We start from the raw sequence: 15,681 nt of genomic DNA, 5'->3' as shown, positions 1-15,681 counted from the left end.
AGGAGCGCAGCCATGAGTCTGTCTGTTCTTGAGTGGTTTCGGGTTCAACGAAAATCGGTACTTAGTCTGTGTGACGTAAGAGGCAATCAGCCGAGGGCGTAGAGGTAGCGCACCACATCGGCGGCGCCGGCCAGGCGCAGGCCTTCGCCAAGGGCGGTGGCCTCGGGGTGGTCCTTGGGCAGCAGCAGGAGTTCGGGGGCGCCGCTGTTCTTCAGCAAGGCGAGGCGGGCATAGGGGATGCCGCCGTCGAGCAAAAGGCCCATGAAGGCCGGGTCGCTCCATGCCTGCACCGGCATGGCCAGTACGTGGTAGTGGGCGTCCAGCTCGGCGAGGCCTGCGGGGTTGAGACGGTAGGTGGCGAGTTCGGCCGGCAGGCTGATTTCCAGCTCGCGGCGGCGGGCGTAGGCAATGGCGGCGGCGAAGGCTTCCAGGTGGTGAGTCCCGCTCCAGAACACGCGTTTGCCGTGCCAGCTGGATTGGCACAGGCTGATCCGCTCGCCGGCCAGGAAGCGTGGCAGCGGCAGGCTGACGGCCTTGACGAAATCCTTGTAGCTGATGATGCGCACGCTGCGGCAGGCCGGCGTCGCGGCGAACTCCTCGAAGCTGGGGCAGCTGGGCATCGCGCCGTCGGTGCCGCAGAACCCATCGATCAGGCGCAGGTCGAAATTGGTGAGTTCGCGCTGCTCCAGTTCAACCACACGGATCAGCACCGCGTGGGCCTGGGCCTTGTCTTCCTGCACCGGGCCGGAGAGCGCGCTGCGCGGGAGGTCCACGAGGCGCTGCAGGGGCGGGCCGTTCTGCCACCAGATATCTGCGACCGGGGGCTTCAACTGCTGGAACGGCAAGTGCAGCTGGCTCGCGCTTTCCAGCAGGCGGGGCGCACGTCCTCCCAGGCCGAGGCGTTGCGCGAGGGCGGCCAGGCGTGAGGAAAGAGAGGATGGGGACGACTGCGAACTCATGGCCAGACTAGGACTCCCAGGTCACGAGTGGCAGTGTGGCAGAGGTCGGGCGAGGCTGCACGGCTTTGCCCGGCAATGGGTCCGTACCTGGCGTCCACTGGGGGCGCGGAACGATACTGTCATTCATTTCAACCAAGAGGATGCCTCCATGCCCAGCCTGGTGCTGGATATCTCCCTGACCGCCGAGCGCTTTCTCGCGGTCTACCAGGGCCACGCCAACCGAGTGATGTTGCGCAGCCGCGACGGGCGCAAGGTTAGCCTGCCTGCACATCATTTGCGGCCTTTTCTGACCCATGATGGCATTCATGGTTCATTCGAGCTGGAATTCGATCCCTCCGGGTCGCTGCTGGCGCTACGTCGCCTCGCCTGAGGCGGGGCTGGCAGCTATAATCGCCGGCCCATCCCGCCGATCGATACCCGCCCATGTACACCCTGGCCCGCGAGTTGCTGTTCAAACTGTCCCCGGAAACTTCCCACGAGCTGTCCATCGACCTGATCGGCGCCGGTGGCCGTCTGGGCCTCAACGGCTTGCTGACCAAGGCGCCGGCCAGCCTGCCGGTGAAGGTTATGGGGCTGGAGTTCCCCAACCCCGTTGGCCTGGCCGCCGGCCTGGACAAGAACGGCGACGCCATCGACGGCTTCGCCCAGCTGGGCTTCGGTTTCGTCGAGATCGGCACCGTGACGCCGCGCCCGCAGCCGGGCAACCCCAAGCCGCGTCTGTTCCGCCTGCCCGAGGCCGAGGCGATCATCAATCGCATGGGCTTCAACAACCATGGCGTCGATCACCTGCTGGCCCGGGTTCGCGCGGCGAAGTTCAAGGGCGTGCTGGGCATCAACATCGGCAAGAACTTCGACACCCCGGTCGAGCGCGCAGTGGACGACTACCTGATCTGCCTGGACAAGGTCTACGCCCATGCCAGCTACGTGACGGTCAACGTCAGCTCGCCCAATACACCCGGCCTGCGCAGCCTCCAGTTCGGCGACTCGCTCAAGCAGTTGCTCGAAGCCCTGCGCCTGCGCCAGGAAGACCTCGCCGTCCAGCACGGTCGTCGCGTGCCGCTGGCGATCAAGATCGCCCCGGACATGAGCGATGAGGAAACCGCCCTGGTGGCCGGTGCGTTGCGGGAGTCGGGCATGGATGCGGTGATCGCCACCAACACCACCCTGGGCCGCGAAGGTGTCGAGGGGCTGGAATATGGTGACGAGGCGGGTGGCCTGTCAGGTGCGCCGGTACGTGACAAGAGCACCCATACCGTCAAGGTGCTGGCTGGCGAGCTAGGCGGTCGCCTGCCGATCATTGCCGTGGGTGGGATCACCGAAGGCCGACACGCGGCCGAGAAGATCGCTGCCGGTGCGAGCCTGGTGCAGATCTATTCGGGCTTCATCTACAAGGGCCCGGCGCTGATCCGCGAGTCGGTGGATGCCATCGCCGCGTTGCCGAAGCGCTGATGGCGGACAAATAAAAAGGGCTCCCTCTAGGGAGCCCCTGGGCTTGCGCCCGCCGCCCGGATGGGGCGTGCTTGGTGAAATCGTGTGATCCGTGGTGTCAGCCGACGGCGTGGAGTTCGTTCAGTCGATGAATGCCGGCCGTGCCGGTGAGGCCATCCCAATTGTCGCCGCGACCCTCACGCCAGCCGTTGATCCAGGCTTGGCGGGTGGTGGGATGGGTGAAAGGACAGAGATCGCGGGATTTGCCATGAATGCCGTGCTGATAACCGCGCAGGAATGCTCGTTCCATCGGATCACGCTTAAGTCTTCTCATAGGGTGTAGCCCTCATTTGTTGACTGTTATGTCCATCGGTCCCAAGTCGGGAACCCGGCAGAAAATGCTCTGCCACTGAAGAGCAGTTGCCGGCGTGACTGCCCTTCATCCGCTACCGTTGCGGCAGCGGATTAAGCTGAGTTCTAACCGTTGCCCCGAGGCATTGGAATGATCGTTTTGTCATAAGGACGTAACGAGAATGGCTTCCGGACCATAAGCTGTAGGAGCTTCGGACGGGGCATGAACGGCCCAGGCCTGATGGGATGGGGCCTTGGGAAACCCATGATGTCGCGGTGCTATGGGGCAACGCAGATGAGAATGGGAATTTTCTTATCCGACGAAGGGCCGTTTTGCGACCTTTAGTCACATATTCATGACCGCACGGAGACGCATCCGTGCCGCTGATCAGCCGCAAGGCACTGGAATTACCATGTCGGATGTCTTCGAACTCTTCCTTACCTGCCCGAAAAGCCTGGAGGGCCTGTTGCTGGACGAGGCCACCGGGCTCGGCCTCGCCGAGGCACGCGAGCAGGTGGCCGCCATTCGTGGCCGGGGTGACCTGGAAACCGCCTACCGCCTGTGCCTCTGGTCGCGCCTGGCCAACCGTGTGCTGCTGGTGCTCAAGCGTTTCCCGGTGCAGAACGCCGAGGACCTCTATCAGGGTGTGCTGGAGGTGGACTGGCATGACCACCTGTCGCCCACCGGCAGCCTGGCTGTGGAGTTCAGTGGCCATGGCTCGGGTATCGACAACACCCATTTCGGCGCCCTCAAGGTCAAGGACGCCATTGTCGACAAGCTGCGCACCGCCAATGGCGAGCGCCCCTCGATCGACAAGGTCAGCCCCGACCTGCGCATCCACCTGCGCCTGGAGAAAGGCGAGGCGATCCTCTCCCTCGACCTCGCCGGGCACAGCCTGCACCAGCGTGGCTACCGTCTGCAGCAAGGGGCCGCGCCGCTGAAGGAAAACCTCGCCGCCGCCATCCTGCTGCGTGCCGGCTGGCCACGCATCGCCGCCGAGGGGGGCGCCCTGGCCGACCCCATGTGCGGGGTGGGGACCTTCCTGGTGGAGGCCGCGATGATGGCGGCCGACATCGCCCCCAACCTCAAGCGTGAGCGCTGGGGTTTCTCCAACTGGCAGGGCCATGTGCCGGCGTTGTGGAAGAAGCTGCACGAGGAAGCCCAGGGCCGTGCGGATGCCGGCCTGGCCCGACCGCCCCTGTGGATCCGTGGCTACGAGGCCGACCCGCGCCTGATCCAGCCCGGGCGCAACAACATCGAGCGCGCGGGCCTTTCCGACTGGGTGAAGATCTACCAGGGCGAACTGGCCACCTTCGAACCGCGCCCGGACCAGAACCAGAAGGGCCTGGTCATCAGCAACCCCCCCTACGGCGAGCGCCTGGGCGATGAGGCCAGCCTGCTGTACCTCTACCAGAATCTCGGCGAGCGCTTGCGCCAGGCCTGCATGGGCTGGGAGGCCGCGGTGTTCACCGGCGCGCCGGAGCTGGGCAAGCGCATGGGTATCCGCAGCCACAAGCAGTACGCCTTCTGGAACGGCGCGCTGCCCTGCAAGTTGTTGCTGATCAAGGTGCTGCCCGACCAGTTCGTCACCGGCTCGCGTCGTCCGGAAGCTGCGGCCGAGCCTCAGGCGGGTGCTGCACCTGTACTGGAGCAGGCGCGCCTGTCCGAAGGCGGGCAGATGTTCGCCAACCGCCTGCAGAAGAACCTCAAGCAACTGGGCAAGTGGGCCAAGCGCGAAGGCGTGCAGTGCTACCGCCTGTATGACGCCGACATGCCCGAGTACGCACTGGCCATCGACCTCTATGGCGATCGCGTGCACGTGCAGGAATACGCACCGCCGCGCTCCATCGACCCGGAAAAGGCCCAGGCCCGCCTGCTGGACGCCCTGGCGGCCATCCCGCAGGCGCTGGGGGTCGATCCGGCCAACGTCGTGGTCAAGCGCCGCGAGCGCCAGACCGGCACCCGCCAGTACGAGCGCCAGGGCGCACAGGGGCAGTTCCTCGAAGTGGCCGAGGGAGGCGTCAAGCTGCTGGTCAATCTCACCGACTACCTGGATACCGGCCTGTTCCTCGACCACCGTGCCATGCGCCTGCGCATCCAGCGCGAGGCCGCCGGCAAGCGCTTCCTCAACCTGTTCTGCTACACCGCCACTGCCAGCGTGCATGCCGCCAAGGGGGGGGCGCGCAGCACCACCAGCGTCGACCTGTCGAAGACCTACCTGGATTGGGCGCGGCGCAACCTTTCCCTCAACGGCTTCTCCGACAAGCAGAAGCTGGAGCAGGGCGACGTGATGGCATGGCTGGCCGAGGACCGCGGCGAGTACGAGCTGATCTTCATCGACCCGCCGACCTTCTCCAACTCCAAGCGCATGGAAGGCGTGTTCGATGTGCAGCGTGACCACGTGCAACTGCTGGACCTGGCCATGGCCCGCCTGGCGCCGGGCGGGGTGTTGTACTTCTCCAACAACTTCCGCAAGTTCCAGCTGGACGAGAGCCTGCCCCAGCGTTACCAGGTGAACGAGATCAGTGCCGAGACCATCGACCCGGATTTCGCCCGTAACCAGAAGATCCACCGCGCCTGGAAATTCGCCGCCCGCTGAGGCGCAGACCCGGCATTGGAGGACGGCGAAAGCCGTCCGTCAGGCGGAAAGGGCGTTGCAGGGCGCCGCATCGGCAAAGTGCCAGTATCTTGGCTAGGTTGTGATCACAGGGATCGTCCCTCATCACCACCTCCGAGGTGAGCATGCAGTCGCTCGTCCAGGGACCGTCCTCCCTGTTTTCCCGCCTGCCTTCCGGTCGCGGCCTGCTCCTGCTGGCCTGCGCCCTGGTGCTGGTCGGCGGCCTCGCCACGACGCTGCTGCTGGCCGCCACCATGTACAGCTCCGAGCGCGTGCAGCTTCGCGAGCGCTTCGTGCAGGTCGCCACCGAGCGCCTCAGCCGGGTGCAGGAGCGCCTGGGCGACCAGCTCAAGCAACTGGACGCCCTGCGGCGCTTCTTCAACAACTCCAGCAGCGTCAGCCGCAGCGAATTCCATGGTTTCGTCGAGCCGCTGCTGAGCGACACCCTGGCCTACAGCTGGGTGCCGAGGGTTGCCGGAAGCGAGCGCGGCGCGTATGAAGCCGAGGCCCGTGCCGATGGCCTGGAGCACTTTCGCTTCCACGAGCTGGATGGCAAGGGCGAGACCATTGCCAGCCCGCCTCGCGACTACTACCTGCCGGTGTTCTACAGCGTCTCCAGTCAGGCCGGACGCATTCCCCTGGGGCTCGACCTCGCCTCCTTGCCGACGCGCCTGGCATTGCTGGAAAAGGCCCGTGCCGGGCACCGGACGGTGGTTTCCGGGCAGCTGAAACTGCTTGGCCTGGCTGCGGGCGACGGCAAGGGCATCCTCGTGGTGGCCCCCGTGTTCGGCAGGGCCGGCAACCCGGCCGACCTGTTGCGCGGCTTCGTGATCAGCGTCATCGACCTGCGCCAGGAACTGGAGGCCGGCATCCCCGAGGAGGTGCTGGGCAGCGTGGCCATGCGGGTTACCGACACCACCGACGCGGCCCATCCGCAGCCGCTCTACCAGAGCGAGGCCGTCGCTGCCGATGGCGAGCTGACCCTGGCGCGCGACATCGTCTTCGCCGACCGCACCTATCGCCTCGAGCTGAGTGCCAGCGACCACTTCATCCATACCAACCGGACCGGCGTCTGGTACCTGGTGGTCGCCACCGGCGGGCTGATCACCCTGCTCCTGGCGGCGTACCTGATGCTGCTGATCAACCAGCGCCAGCGCGCCTTGCGCCTGGTGGCCGAACGCACCCGCGAATTGCACGAGCGGGAGCTCGAACTGAAGCTCAGCGAGGAGCGCTGGGGCTTCGCCCTGGACAGCGCGGGCCATGGTGTCTGGGACTGGGAACTGCAGGCAGGGACGGTGTTCTACTCGCCGGCGTGGAAGCACATGCTCGGCTACCGTGCGGACGAGGTGGCGGACGAGCTGGACTTGTGCCTGCGCCTGCGGCACCCGGACGACGCCCCGGCGGTCGATGCGGCCCTGCAGCGACATCTGCGCGGCGAGGTGCCGATCTACCAGAGCGAGCACCGCATGCGGCGCAAGGACGGCTCCTGGGTGTGGATACTCGACCGCGGCAAGGTGGTGGAGTGGAATTCCGATGGCTCGCCCCGGCGCATGATCGGCACCCAGACCGACATCAGCGCCAGCAAGGCGGCCGAGCTGCAGCTGGCGCTGGCCCACGGTCAGCTGCGCGGGGTGCTGGATGCCGCCACCCAGGTGTCGATCATCGCCACCGACGTCGACGGCTTCGTCCTCCAGTTCAACGTCGGTGCAGAACGCATGCTCGGCTACAGCGCCGACGAGATGCTCGGCAAGCGACCCCGCATGCTGCACCTGGAATCGGAGATCCAGGCGCGCTGCGAAGCCCTGTCGAAGCGCCTGTCACGGCCCATCCGCGACTTCCATCACTATGTGGTCGAGGTGACCGCCGGCGATTGCTACGACGAACACGAGTGGACCTACGTGCGCAAGGACGGCAGCCACCTCACCGGCAACCTGATCCTGACCGAGGTGCGCGACCAGAACGACGCACTCATCGGCTACCTGGGCGTCGCCGTCGATGTCACCGATCGCAAGCGCGTGCAGGAGGCGCTGGAAGACCGTGATCGCCTGCTGCAGAAGCTCAGTGCACAGGTGCCCGGTGCCATCTACCAGTACCAGCTGTACCCCGATGGCCGGCACCTCTTCCCCTACGCCAGCGCCGGTGTGCGCGACATCCTGGAAGTGGAGCCCGAGCAGGTGAACACCGATGCCTCGCTGGCCTTCACCCGCCTGCACCCCGAGGACCTGGAGCGGATCTACGCCAGCATCCTGCATTCGGCCAAGGCCATGCAGACCTGGCGCGAGGACTTCCGCGTGCTGTTGCCACGCCAGGGCCTGCGCTGGTTGCGTGGCGAGTCCGAGCCCGAGCGCATGGCGGACGGCAGCGTGCTCTGGCACGGCTACATCACCGACGTCACCGGGCACAAGCTGGTGGAACAGGAGCTTCGCGCGCTGTCGATCACCGACGCCCTGACGGGGGTCTACAACCGTCGGCACTTCCAGGAGCGACTGGAGAACGAGATCGCCCGTGCCCAGCGTCGCGAGGGGCCGCTGGCGGTGGTGATGCTGGATGTCGACCACTTCAAGCAGGTCAACGACATGCATGGCCACGAGGCGGGTGACCGCGTGTTGCGACAGTTGTGCCAGCGTCTCGGCGGGCGCCTGCGGCGCATCGATGTCCTCTGCCGGTTGGGCGGGGAGGAGTTCATCGTGCTCTGCCCGGATACCAACCTGGAGCAGGCGCACACGCTGGCCGAGGCGTTGTGGCAATCCCTGCTGCGCGAGGAGATGCCCGGCGTCGGCGTGATCACCGCCAGCTTCGGTTGCGCCAGCTGGCGCGAGGGCGAGACGGCCGATGCCTTGCTGCGGCGCGTGGATTCGGCGGTCTATGCCGCCAAGCAGGGCGGGCGCAACCAGGTGCGGGACGCGGAGTGACCCACCGCCCTATCCGGAGGTGCTCCGGAAAGGGCGGGGTGGTGCTCAGCGTCTGGACTGGCCGTAGAGATCGAGCAGCACCTGGTCGAGGATCGAGGACGCTCCCCAGGGGCGCTGGTCATTGAGGATGGCCACCACCGCCCAGGTGTTGCCGCTGTTGTCGCGGCTGAAACCGGCGATGGCGCGCACCGTGTTCAGGGTGCCGGTCTTGATGTGCGCCTCACCGGCCATGGGCGTGCGGCGCAGGCGCTTGCGCATGGTGCCGTCCATCGCCACCAGCGGCAGCGAGGCGATGTACTCGGCGGCATAGGGGCTTTGCCAGGCCGCATGGAGGATGGTCGCCATCTCCCGCGCGCTGACCCGCTCCTGGCGCGACAGGCCGGAGCCGTTCTCCATCACCAGGTGCGGCGCGGTGATGCCCTTCTTCGCCAGCCAGGCGCGGATCACCCGTTGCGCGGCCTTGGCGTCGTCGCCGTCCGCGTCGTTGCGGAACTGCGCGCCGATGCTGAGGAACAGCTGCTGCGCCATGGTGTTGTTGCTGTACTTGTTGATGTCGCGAATGATCTCCACCAGGTCCGGGGAGAAGGCGCGTGCCAGCAGCTTGGCGTCCTTGGGCACGCCGGCCAGGCGGTCCTTGCCGAGGATGCTGCCGCCCAGCTCCTTCCAGATCGCCCGCACCGCGCCGGCGGCGTAGGCGGGGTGGTCGAGCAGCGACAGGTAGGTCTGCGCGCTGCAGCCTTCGGGCAGGCTGCCGCTGGCGATCACCGTGGTGCCGTCGAACTGGGTCACCGGGTTGTAGCGCACGTCCGGCCAGGCGGGGCAGGGCGCCGCCTTGGTCACCTTGACCTGGTTGTCGATGCGGATGCTCTCGATGGGCGGCTCGGCGGCGACGCTGGCGCGGCCACCGTCGGCGCGGGCGATGAAGCGCAGCGCCTTGAGGTTGACCAGCAGCGAGTCCGGGCCGACCAGGAAGGGCTTGTTCTCGTCGCCGCCGTCATCGTTGAAGGCCGGCAGTTGCGGGTGCACGAAGCGGCTGCGGTCGAGCACCAGGTCGCCGGTGATCTTCAGCACGCCGTTGGCGCGCAGGTCGCGCATCAGCAACCAGAGCTTCTCCATGTTCAGCTTCGGGTCGCCGCCCCCCTTGAGATAGAGGTTGCCGTTGAGCACGCCGTCCTTGAGGGTGCCGTCGGTGTAGAACTCGGTCTTCCACTGGTAGGTGGGGCCGAGCAGCTCCAGGGCGGCATAGGTGGTGATCAGCTTCATGGTGGAAGCCGGGTTCACCGAGACGTCGGCGTTGAAGATGGTCTGTGCGCCGGGGCCGGTCAGGGGCAGGGTGACCAGCGACAGGGAGTTCTGCGGGATCTTGTTCTTCTTCAGGGCCTGCTGGACCTTGGCCGGCAGGGTGGAGTTGACCTGGATGGCGAGGACCGGCTGGGCGAAAGGAAGAAGGAGGCCGGTCAGGGCAAGGATACGAATGGACTTGAACATCAACGAAGGCCCTCCGCACGAGGGCGAGTAACGCAGTTTTGCATGGCAGGTTCCCACAACGTGTTCGGGAAATTGCGCGCATTATGCCGTAAGCATTCTGCGGGCGCTCGTGCAGCTGACCGCTCGCACCTGGCCCTGTGGCCCGCCGTTGCGCCGTTGCGCCACGCAGGCGGGCAAGGTGGCGATGAAACTGCTAGAGTGCCGCGCTTGAACACATGAAGAGGATTGCCTGATGGCCACAAATCGTTCCCGCCGCCTGCGAAAGAAGCTCTGCGTCGATGAATTCCAGGAGCTGGGTTGCGAGCTGAGCCTGACCTACAAGGACGGGCTGGCCGAAGCGGAGCTGGAAAGCTTCCTCGATCAGTTCATCGACGACGCGATCCAGGGCAACGGCCTGGGTTATGTCGGTGGTGACGACTACGGTTTCGTCTGCCTGTCCAAGCGTGGCTCGGTCAGCGAGGAGCAGCGCGGCAAGCTGGAAGCCTGGCTCAAGGGCCGCAGCGAGCTGGCCAGCTTCACCCTGAGCCCGCTGGTGGATGTCTGGTACCCGGAAAATCCGATCAACCAGTGATCCCGACGGTAGTGAAGAGGGGCGCTTGATGCGCCCCTTTTTCATGCCCGCGATTTACCGCCGGTGCGGCGCGACCCGGCAGGTCGGCTGCCACCCGACACGGCGCCGATGGCAGTCCCGGGCTACGGAGGGGTCAGCCACCCAGCCCCGCGCGCTCCAGGATCGCGCCCTCGTCCACCGCGTCGATCTGCTCGGGCCGCAGGAAGCGCTCCGCGTAGTCGCGGTACACGCCGGAGCGGATGAACAGGCCGAACAGTTGCGGATCGATGTGCGCGCCCTTGCACATGCCGACCATGATTCCCAGCGCCTCGGACAGCGTCTTGCCCTTCTTGTAGGGGCGGTCCACGGCCGTCAGTGCCTCGAAGATATCGGCGATGGCCATCATCCGCGCCGGCAGGCTCATCTGCTCGCGACTCAGGCGTTTCGGGTAGCCGCTGCCGTCCATCTTCTCGTGATGGCCGCCGGCGATCTCGGCCACGCCCCTGAGGTGTGGCGGGAAGGGCAGGCGATCGAGCATGAGGATGGTCTGCACGATGTGGTGGTTGATGATGTAGCGCTCCTCCGCCGTCAGCGTGCCGCGAGCGATGGAGAGGTTGTGCAGCTCGCCACGGTTGAATTTATGCGTGGGCACGTCGAGCTTGAATCCCCAGGGGTTGTCGGGGGCCATGCGTTCGCTTTCCGGGCGCTCCAGCAGGTGTTCGGGGCGGTCGGCCAGCAGCGGCTCTTCCACCGGTAGCGGGCGCGGCGGGGTGCGGGCCATGCGCTGGCCTTCCTCCCAGGACACGCCGAGGCGGTCGTCCAGGGTCCGGCTCCAGGTGCGTGCGGCGATTGCCCGCAGGCGCTGCTGGTCTTCCTCGGCCATGAACTCACCACCCAGGTTGCTGCGGGCGATGAAGGCGAACTCCTCGTCCAGCGTCGCCAGCAATGCGTCACGCAGGCTGGCCTGGCTGGGTGCGTCGGCGCCTTCGGCCACGGCCTTCCAGTAGCTGATCCAGGCATCGCGCTTGAGCACCTCGAAGCGCATGCGTACCTCATGGATGCGGTCGTAGAGGGTTTCCAGCTTGGTCGCCTTGTCCACCACGTACTCGGGGGTGGTGACCTTGCCGCAATCGTGCAACCAGGCCGCGATGTGCAAGGCCTCCCAGTCTTCGTCGCTGGGGTTGTAGTCGCGGAAGGGCGGCTCGTCGCTGGCCGCGGCGGCGCGGGCCAGCGCCAGGGTGATTTCCGGCACGCGCTGGCAATGGCCGCCGGTGTAGGGGCTCTTGGCGTCGATGGCACCGGCGATGAGCTGGATGAAGGCGTCGAGTAATTGTTTCTGCTTCTCCAGCAGGCGCTGGCTCTCGATGCACAGCGCGGCGACCCCGGAGATGGCTTCGACGAAGGCGATGCGTTCGGGCCTGAGCATGGCCGGCTCCCCGCTGTTGCCGGTGTCGCGGTGCAGGAGCGCCAGCACGCCGACGGTTTCGCCCTGGCGATTGTGCAGGCCGGTGCTGACCATGTGCACCCGTGGGCTTTCCAGCGTCTGCAGCACGTGACGCAGGTCGCCGGCCTGGTCGAAGCCGAACGAGCGCACCTGGCTGACGCCCCCGCTCGCCGGCAGGCGCAGCCAGTCGGGCAACCCCGCTTCGTCGAGGGCGTGGCTGCGCAGGCCGTGGTCTTCGAGGTCGTGCTCGCTGCCGCCGAGGAACAGGCCGCTGGGCTCCAGGCGGCCGCTGGCGCCGTCCAGCAGGTAGATGAAGCCGCCGGAGGCTTCGCTGATGGTCACGGTCTCCTCCAGCACACGGCGCAGGAGGGCGTCGAAACGGTTCTCGGCGGAGAGGCTCGCGGTGATCTCCAGGAAGCTGGCCAGGGTGTCCTTCATCTTCGCCATCGCCACGGCCAGCTGGTCCACCTCGAGCACCGGCGAGCGGCCCATCGTCGGGATATCGAAGTTGAAGCTGCGAATGGCCTCCGCCTCGGCTACCAGGGCCTTCAGCGGCTTGACCAGCACCCGCGACAGCAGCCAGCCGATGGGGATGCAGAGCAGGAGAATGCCGAGGGTCAGCACCGCCCCCTGCCAGCGGATGCGATAGGCGTCCGCCAGCAGTTCGTCTTCCGGCGCCAGCAACGCCAGGTAGAGGCCTTCGGGGCCACCCGCCAGCAGGCGGTTCTGCGACACCACCCAGCGGCGCTTGGCCAACTCCAGGGTGGTGCGCTGGTCCTGGGTCAGGTTCATGTCGATCAACGCGGCGACGGCGGGGTCGAGGTCGCGTGCCATGGCCAGTTGCGGCTTGTCGTCGATGCGCACGATCAGCCGGGAGATGTCCGGGTAGGCCACGGCGTGGCCGTCCGGCGAGAACAGCAGCACCTGGGTGGAGGGCGTGACCCGGTGCTGCGCCAGGGTGGCGGAAAGGTCGTTCAGGGTCAGGTCGGCGGCAATCACCGCGTCGTCGCCGGCTGGCTGGGCGAGGGTGGTGCCGACCGCGCCGGTGGAGAAGAACACATAGGGTCGGGTGGTGATCAGGCCGCCCTGTTCCAGCGCACGTGAGTACCAGGGGCGGTTGCGCGGGTCGTAGCGCTCGTTGAGCTCCTGGCGGCGGCTGATGAGTGTCAGGCTTGCGTCGAAATAGAGCGATTCGGAGCGCGCTCGGGTGAGGTTGTCGCGCTCGATGCTCCACAGCTGGTAGGCGGCACCCTCGGGGGCGTCGAAGCGCTGCTTGAGTTCGGCGGTGCGCAGCGGGCGCACCATGAAGAAGTCACCATCGTCGTAGCCGACATAGAGCGACGCCAGCTTGGGGTTGTCGCGCAGCGCCTGGGCGAAGCCGCGCAACAGCAGCTCCTGGCGCTGGTAGCCGGCGTACTGCTGGTTGCCGGGGTTGAGGGCCAGCAGGTTGAGCAGGTGGTGGATGGGGCGGTAGGTGTTTTCCAGGTCGGTCTCGACGTCCTGGCTGATGCGCTCGAAGAGCGTATCGCTGCTGGAGAGGATGATCTGGCTGGTCTGCCTGTAGTTGAAGATTCCCAGCACGATGCCGGTCGTCAGCAGCAGGAGGGTGAACAGCAGGCTGATATGGACATGCAACGGAAAACGGCGTTCGACCGGCTTGTGCGGCATTGCCCGAAGCTCCTCGATCCCTGTCTAGGAAAAGACCCGAATGGAGAATAGATGAGCGTTTGGACGGCTGTGCCAGCGTGGCGAAATAAAAAAATCGGGTCGGATCGTCCTGTGTTGCTGGCATTTTGCGTCCTGTCGACGGTGTCGCACGGCATGGCGTCTGACGCTGTGCGAAGTCTTCCGGGAGGCGCGACGGCAATACGTCCGATCACCGCTCTCCACGACTATTCGACGCGTTGTGCAGCTGTTTTCTCTAGGACCTCGTAGGAGTTGTCTCAAGTTTCTGAGCGGCAGGTCTGGAAGCGCCTCCAGCGCCTCCGGCGCGCTCGACAGGCTCGGATGCCCCTCTATCTTGGCAACTCCGAATCACCGTAGATGGAGACGCAAGGTGAGCAAACTCGTAGACCTGGATGCATTCATTCGCGCAGGCGGTGAGTCGCCGCGCAAGGTTCTGATCGTAGACGACCACCCCGTCATCCGGCTGGCTGTCCGCCTGGTGTTGACGCGGGAAGGGTATGAGGTGGTCGCCGAGACGGACAATGGCGTCGATGCCATTGCCCTGGCTCGCGACCACCTGCCCGACCTGGTGATCCTCGACATCGGCATTCCCAAGCTCGGCGGCCTCGACGTGATCGCCCGCATCAGCTCGCTGGACCTGCCCTTGCGGGTATTGGTACTGACCGGGCAGAACCCCAGCCACTACGCCGCCCGCTGCATGCAGGCCGGCGCCGCGGGCTTCGTCTGCAAGGAAGGCGACCTGGGCGAGCTGACCGCCTCGGTGCGCGCCGTGCTGTCCGGCTACAGCTACTTCCCCAGCGAGGTCATCCGTACCGGCAAGCGCCAGGGGGGCATGCCCGACGACAGCGAGCTGATCGATCGCCTCTCGGACCGCGAACTGGTGGTGCTCAAGTACCTGGCCAACGGCTACACCAACAAGCAGATCGCCAGCGAGATGTTCATCAGCAACAAGACGGTGAGCACCTACAAGTCGCGCCTGCTGCTCAAGCTCAACTCGCGCTCGCTGATCGAGCTGGTCGAATTCGCCAATCGCAACGAACTGGTGTGAAGTGCAGGATGGCTGCGCACCCGCCGGTGCGTCGCCATCGATCCCCCCAATCCCCTGTCTCGCGTCCCGGCCCAGGCGCCGGCGGCTGGCCTATTCCTGGGCGGGCCGTGGTGCCTGGTGGGTGGCGGGCGAGATCGGGGCTTCGACCTTGCGTTCGCCCCAGCGCAGGCGCGCCCGGTGTGCGGCGTAGGCCATCAGCAGTGCCAGGGCGCAGCCCAGCAGGCTGTTGTAGAGGCGCACCTCGGGCAGGTGCCAGTCGCGAGCGAGGCTTTCGGATAGCAGCACGAAGCAGACGGTGGTCTGTACCACGAACAGGCCGTAGTGCTGGGCGATGAAGGCGCGGCTGAGGACGATCAGCGGCAGCATGCAGGCCACCAGCAGCGCCGGGCTCTGCAGCCAGTGGCCGAACAGGATCAGCAGCAGGGCGCCGATCAGGGTGCCGAGGCCGCGCTGGATGCCGCGCACCAGGCTGCTGTCGAGTTCCATCTGCAGGGTGGTCACCACCGTCAGCGTCAGCCAGTAGCCACGCGGCATGCCGGTGAGGTTGGCGGCAAGGCCGGCTAGGGCGACGGCCAGCGTGCAGGCCAGCGCGTGGATCCACCACAGCCGCCGGGGCAGTCGCGAGGCGTGGCGGCGCAGTACACGGCTGAAGCCGAGCAGGCGTGGGAGCAGGGGCCACAGGCGCAGCCCGTGCATGCCACGCAGGAAGAATGCCAGCAGCATCACCCAGAGCCCGCCGATGGCGAACAGCGCCCCCACCGCCAGGCCATTGTTGAGGCTGCCGCTGCCGGCCTGACCCTGGCCGAGGCAGAGGCACACCGCGAGGCCGACGCCGAGCTTGCCCAGTTCGGTGCCGTAGCGCTGCAGCAGTGCCAGGAGGAAGCCCCAGAGGGCGAAGCTGGCAAGGCTCAGCAGGGGATGGCTGGCGGCCCAGAAGCCGACCCCCGCGCTGAGGGCGCCGAGCAGGGTGAGCAGCAGCATGCGCAACATGCCGAAGCGGTGCATGGGGTTGGCCAGGGCGGCCTGGAAGGCGCCGGTGGCGGCCCAGAGAAAACCGGTATGGGCGGTGAACAGACCCAGCATCAGCGGCAGGCCGCAACCCAGGCCGGCGATGGCGGCCGGCCCCCAGGCTGCTGGGCCGGCATGCCAGTGCATGCTTTGTCTGAGCGCCTTGCGCATCTGTCGTGACTCCTTGCA

Annotated in this window: 11 protein-coding genes; 6 read left to right on the top strand and 5 right to left on the bottom strand. The window is 66.5% G+C overall.

What is annotated here, in order from left to right:
• Positions 1-86 precede the first annotated feature (86 nt).
• Entirely contained in the window at positions 87-959 is an 873-nt protein-coding gene (locus tag ACYJSS_RS10900) for a DUF6685 family protein (RefSeq protein ID WP_031287724.1), read from the bottom strand.
• A 148-nt stretch (positions 960-1,107) separates the two neighbouring features.
• Here ACYJSS_RS10900 and ACYJSS_RS10895 point away from each other — a divergent pair, with 148 nt between their 5' ends.
• Together ACYJSS_RS10895 and ACYJSS_RS10890 are read left to right on the top strand one after the other, a co-directional pair.
• Positions 1,108-1,329, top strand: a complete 222-nt coding sequence (locus ACYJSS_RS10895; protein WP_111263998.1) for a DUF2835 domain-containing protein — start codon at positions 1,108-1,110, stop codon at positions 1,327-1,329.
• A 53-nt stretch (positions 1,330-1,382) separates the two neighbouring features.
• Positions 1,383-2,408, top strand: coding sequence for a quinone-dependent dihydroorotate dehydrogenase (locus ACYJSS_RS10890; RefSeq protein WP_111263997.1), 1,026 nt, complete (start codon positions 1,383-1,385; stop codon positions 2,406-2,408).
• Between the two features lie 97 nt (positions 2,409-2,505).
• Here the strand turns inward: ACYJSS_RS10890 and rmf are convergent, their stop codons facing one another.
• Positions 2,506-2,721, bottom strand: a complete 216-nt coding sequence (rmf, locus tag ACYJSS_RS10885; protein ID WP_111263996.1) for a ribosome modulation factor — start codon at positions 2,719-2,721, stop codon at positions 2,506-2,508.
• 430 nt (positions 2,722-3,151) lie between these two features.
• Here rmf and rlmKL point away from each other — a divergent pair, with 430 nt between their 5' ends.
• Both rlmKL and ACYJSS_RS10875 read left to right on the top strand, forming a co-directional pair.
• Positions 3,152-5,338, top strand: coding sequence for a bifunctional 23S rRNA (guanine(2069)-N(7))-methyltransferase RlmK/23S rRNA (guanine(2445)-N(2))-methyltransferase RlmL (rlmKL, locus tag ACYJSS_RS10880; protein WP_111263995.1), 2,187 nt, complete (start codon positions 3,152-3,154; stop codon positions 5,336-5,338).
• Positions 5,339-5,481: 143 nt separating this feature from the next.
• Positions 5,482-8,268 (top strand): sensor domain-containing diguanylate cyclase, encoded by a 2,787-nt coding sequence (locus ACYJSS_RS10875; protein ID WP_111263994.1) that lies wholly within the window; start codon positions 5,482-5,484, stop codon positions 8,266-8,268.
• A 45-nt stretch (positions 8,269-8,313) separates the two neighbouring features.
• On the opposite strand, the gene dacB is transcribed toward ACYJSS_RS10875, so the two are convergent.
• Positions 8,314-9,756 (bottom strand): D-alanyl-D-alanine carboxypeptidase/D-alanyl-D-alanine endopeptidase, encoded by a 1,443-nt coding sequence (dacB, locus tag ACYJSS_RS10870; RefSeq protein ID WP_111263993.1) that lies wholly within the window; start codon positions 9,754-9,756, stop codon positions 8,314-8,316.
• A gap of 232 nt (positions 9,757-9,988) precedes the next feature.
• On the opposite strand from dacB, the gene ACYJSS_RS10865 reads away from it, so the two are divergent.
• Positions 9,989-10,327, top strand: coding sequence for a YggL 50S ribosome-binding family protein (locus ACYJSS_RS10865; protein ID WP_111263992.1), 339 nt, complete (start codon positions 9,989-9,991; stop codon positions 10,325-10,327).
• A gap of 133 nt (positions 10,328-10,460) precedes the next feature.
• On the opposite strand, the gene ACYJSS_RS10860 is transcribed toward ACYJSS_RS10865, so the two are convergent.
• A complete protein-coding gene (locus ACYJSS_RS10860) occupies positions 10,461-13,418 on the bottom strand; it encodes an HD domain-containing phosphohydrolase (RefSeq protein WP_111263991.1) in 2,958 nt (985 codons plus the stop codon).
• Positions 13,419-13,836: 418 nt separating this feature from the next.
• Between ACYJSS_RS10860 and ACYJSS_RS10855 the strand changes: the two genes are divergently transcribed.
• On the top strand, positions 13,837-14,484 hold the full coding sequence (locus ACYJSS_RS10855; RefSeq protein ID WP_445009223.1) for a response regulator: 648 nt from the start codon (positions 13,837-13,839) through the stop codon (positions 14,482-14,484).
• Between the two features lie 90 nt (positions 14,485-14,574).
• On the opposite strand, the gene ACYJSS_RS10850 is transcribed toward ACYJSS_RS10855, so the two are convergent.
• Entirely contained in the window at positions 14,575-15,663 is a 1,089-nt protein-coding gene (locus tag ACYJSS_RS10850) for an FUSC family protein (protein ID WP_111263989.1), read from the bottom strand.
• Positions 15,664-15,681 lie beyond the last annotated feature (18 nt).

It is taken from the genome of Pseudomonas sp. No.21 (assembly GCF_054558415.1).
This window is presented reverse-complemented; position numbering and strand designations above follow the sequence as displayed.

Bases quoted from the DNA above. Each gene is read 5' to 3' on its own strand.
- rmf (WP_111263996.1), bottom strand. From the start codon at position 2,721: ATGAGAAGACTTAAGCGTGATCCGATGGAACGAGCATTCCTGCGCGGT.
- ACYJSS_RS10865 (WP_111263992.1), top strand. From the start codon at position 9,989: ATGGCCACAAATCGTTCCCGCCGCCTGCGAAAGAAGCTCTGCGTCGAT.
- ACYJSS_RS10875 (WP_111263994.1), top strand. From the start codon at position 5,482: ATGCAGTCGCTCGTCCAGGGACCGTCCTCCCTGTTTTCCCGCCTGCCT.
- rlmKL (WP_111263995.1), top strand. From the start codon at position 3,152: ATGTCGGATGTCTTCGAACTCTTCCTTACCTGCCCGAAAAGCCTGGAG.
- ACYJSS_RS10890 (WP_111263997.1), top strand. From the start codon at position 1,383: ATGTACACCCTGGCCCGCGAGTTGCTGTTCAAACTGTCCCCGGAAACT.
- ACYJSS_RS10850 (WP_111263989.1), bottom strand. From the start codon at position 15,663: ATGCGCAAGGCGCTCAGACAAAGCATGCACTGGCATGCCGGCCCAGCA.
- ACYJSS_RS10895 (WP_111263998.1), top strand. From the start codon at position 1,108: ATGCCCAGCCTGGTGCTGGATATCTCCCTGACCGCCGAGCGCTTTCTC.
- ACYJSS_RS10860 (WP_111263991.1), bottom strand. From the start codon at position 13,418: ATGCCGCACAAGCCGGTCGAACGCCGTTTTCCGTTGCATGTCCATATC.
- ACYJSS_RS10900 (WP_031287724.1), bottom strand. From the start codon at position 959: ATGAGTTCGCAGTCGTCCCCATCCTCTCTTTCCTCACGCCTGGCCGCC.
- dacB (WP_111263993.1), bottom strand. From the start codon at position 9,756: ATGTTCAAGTCCATTCGTATCCTTGCCCTGACCGGCCTCCTTCTTCCT.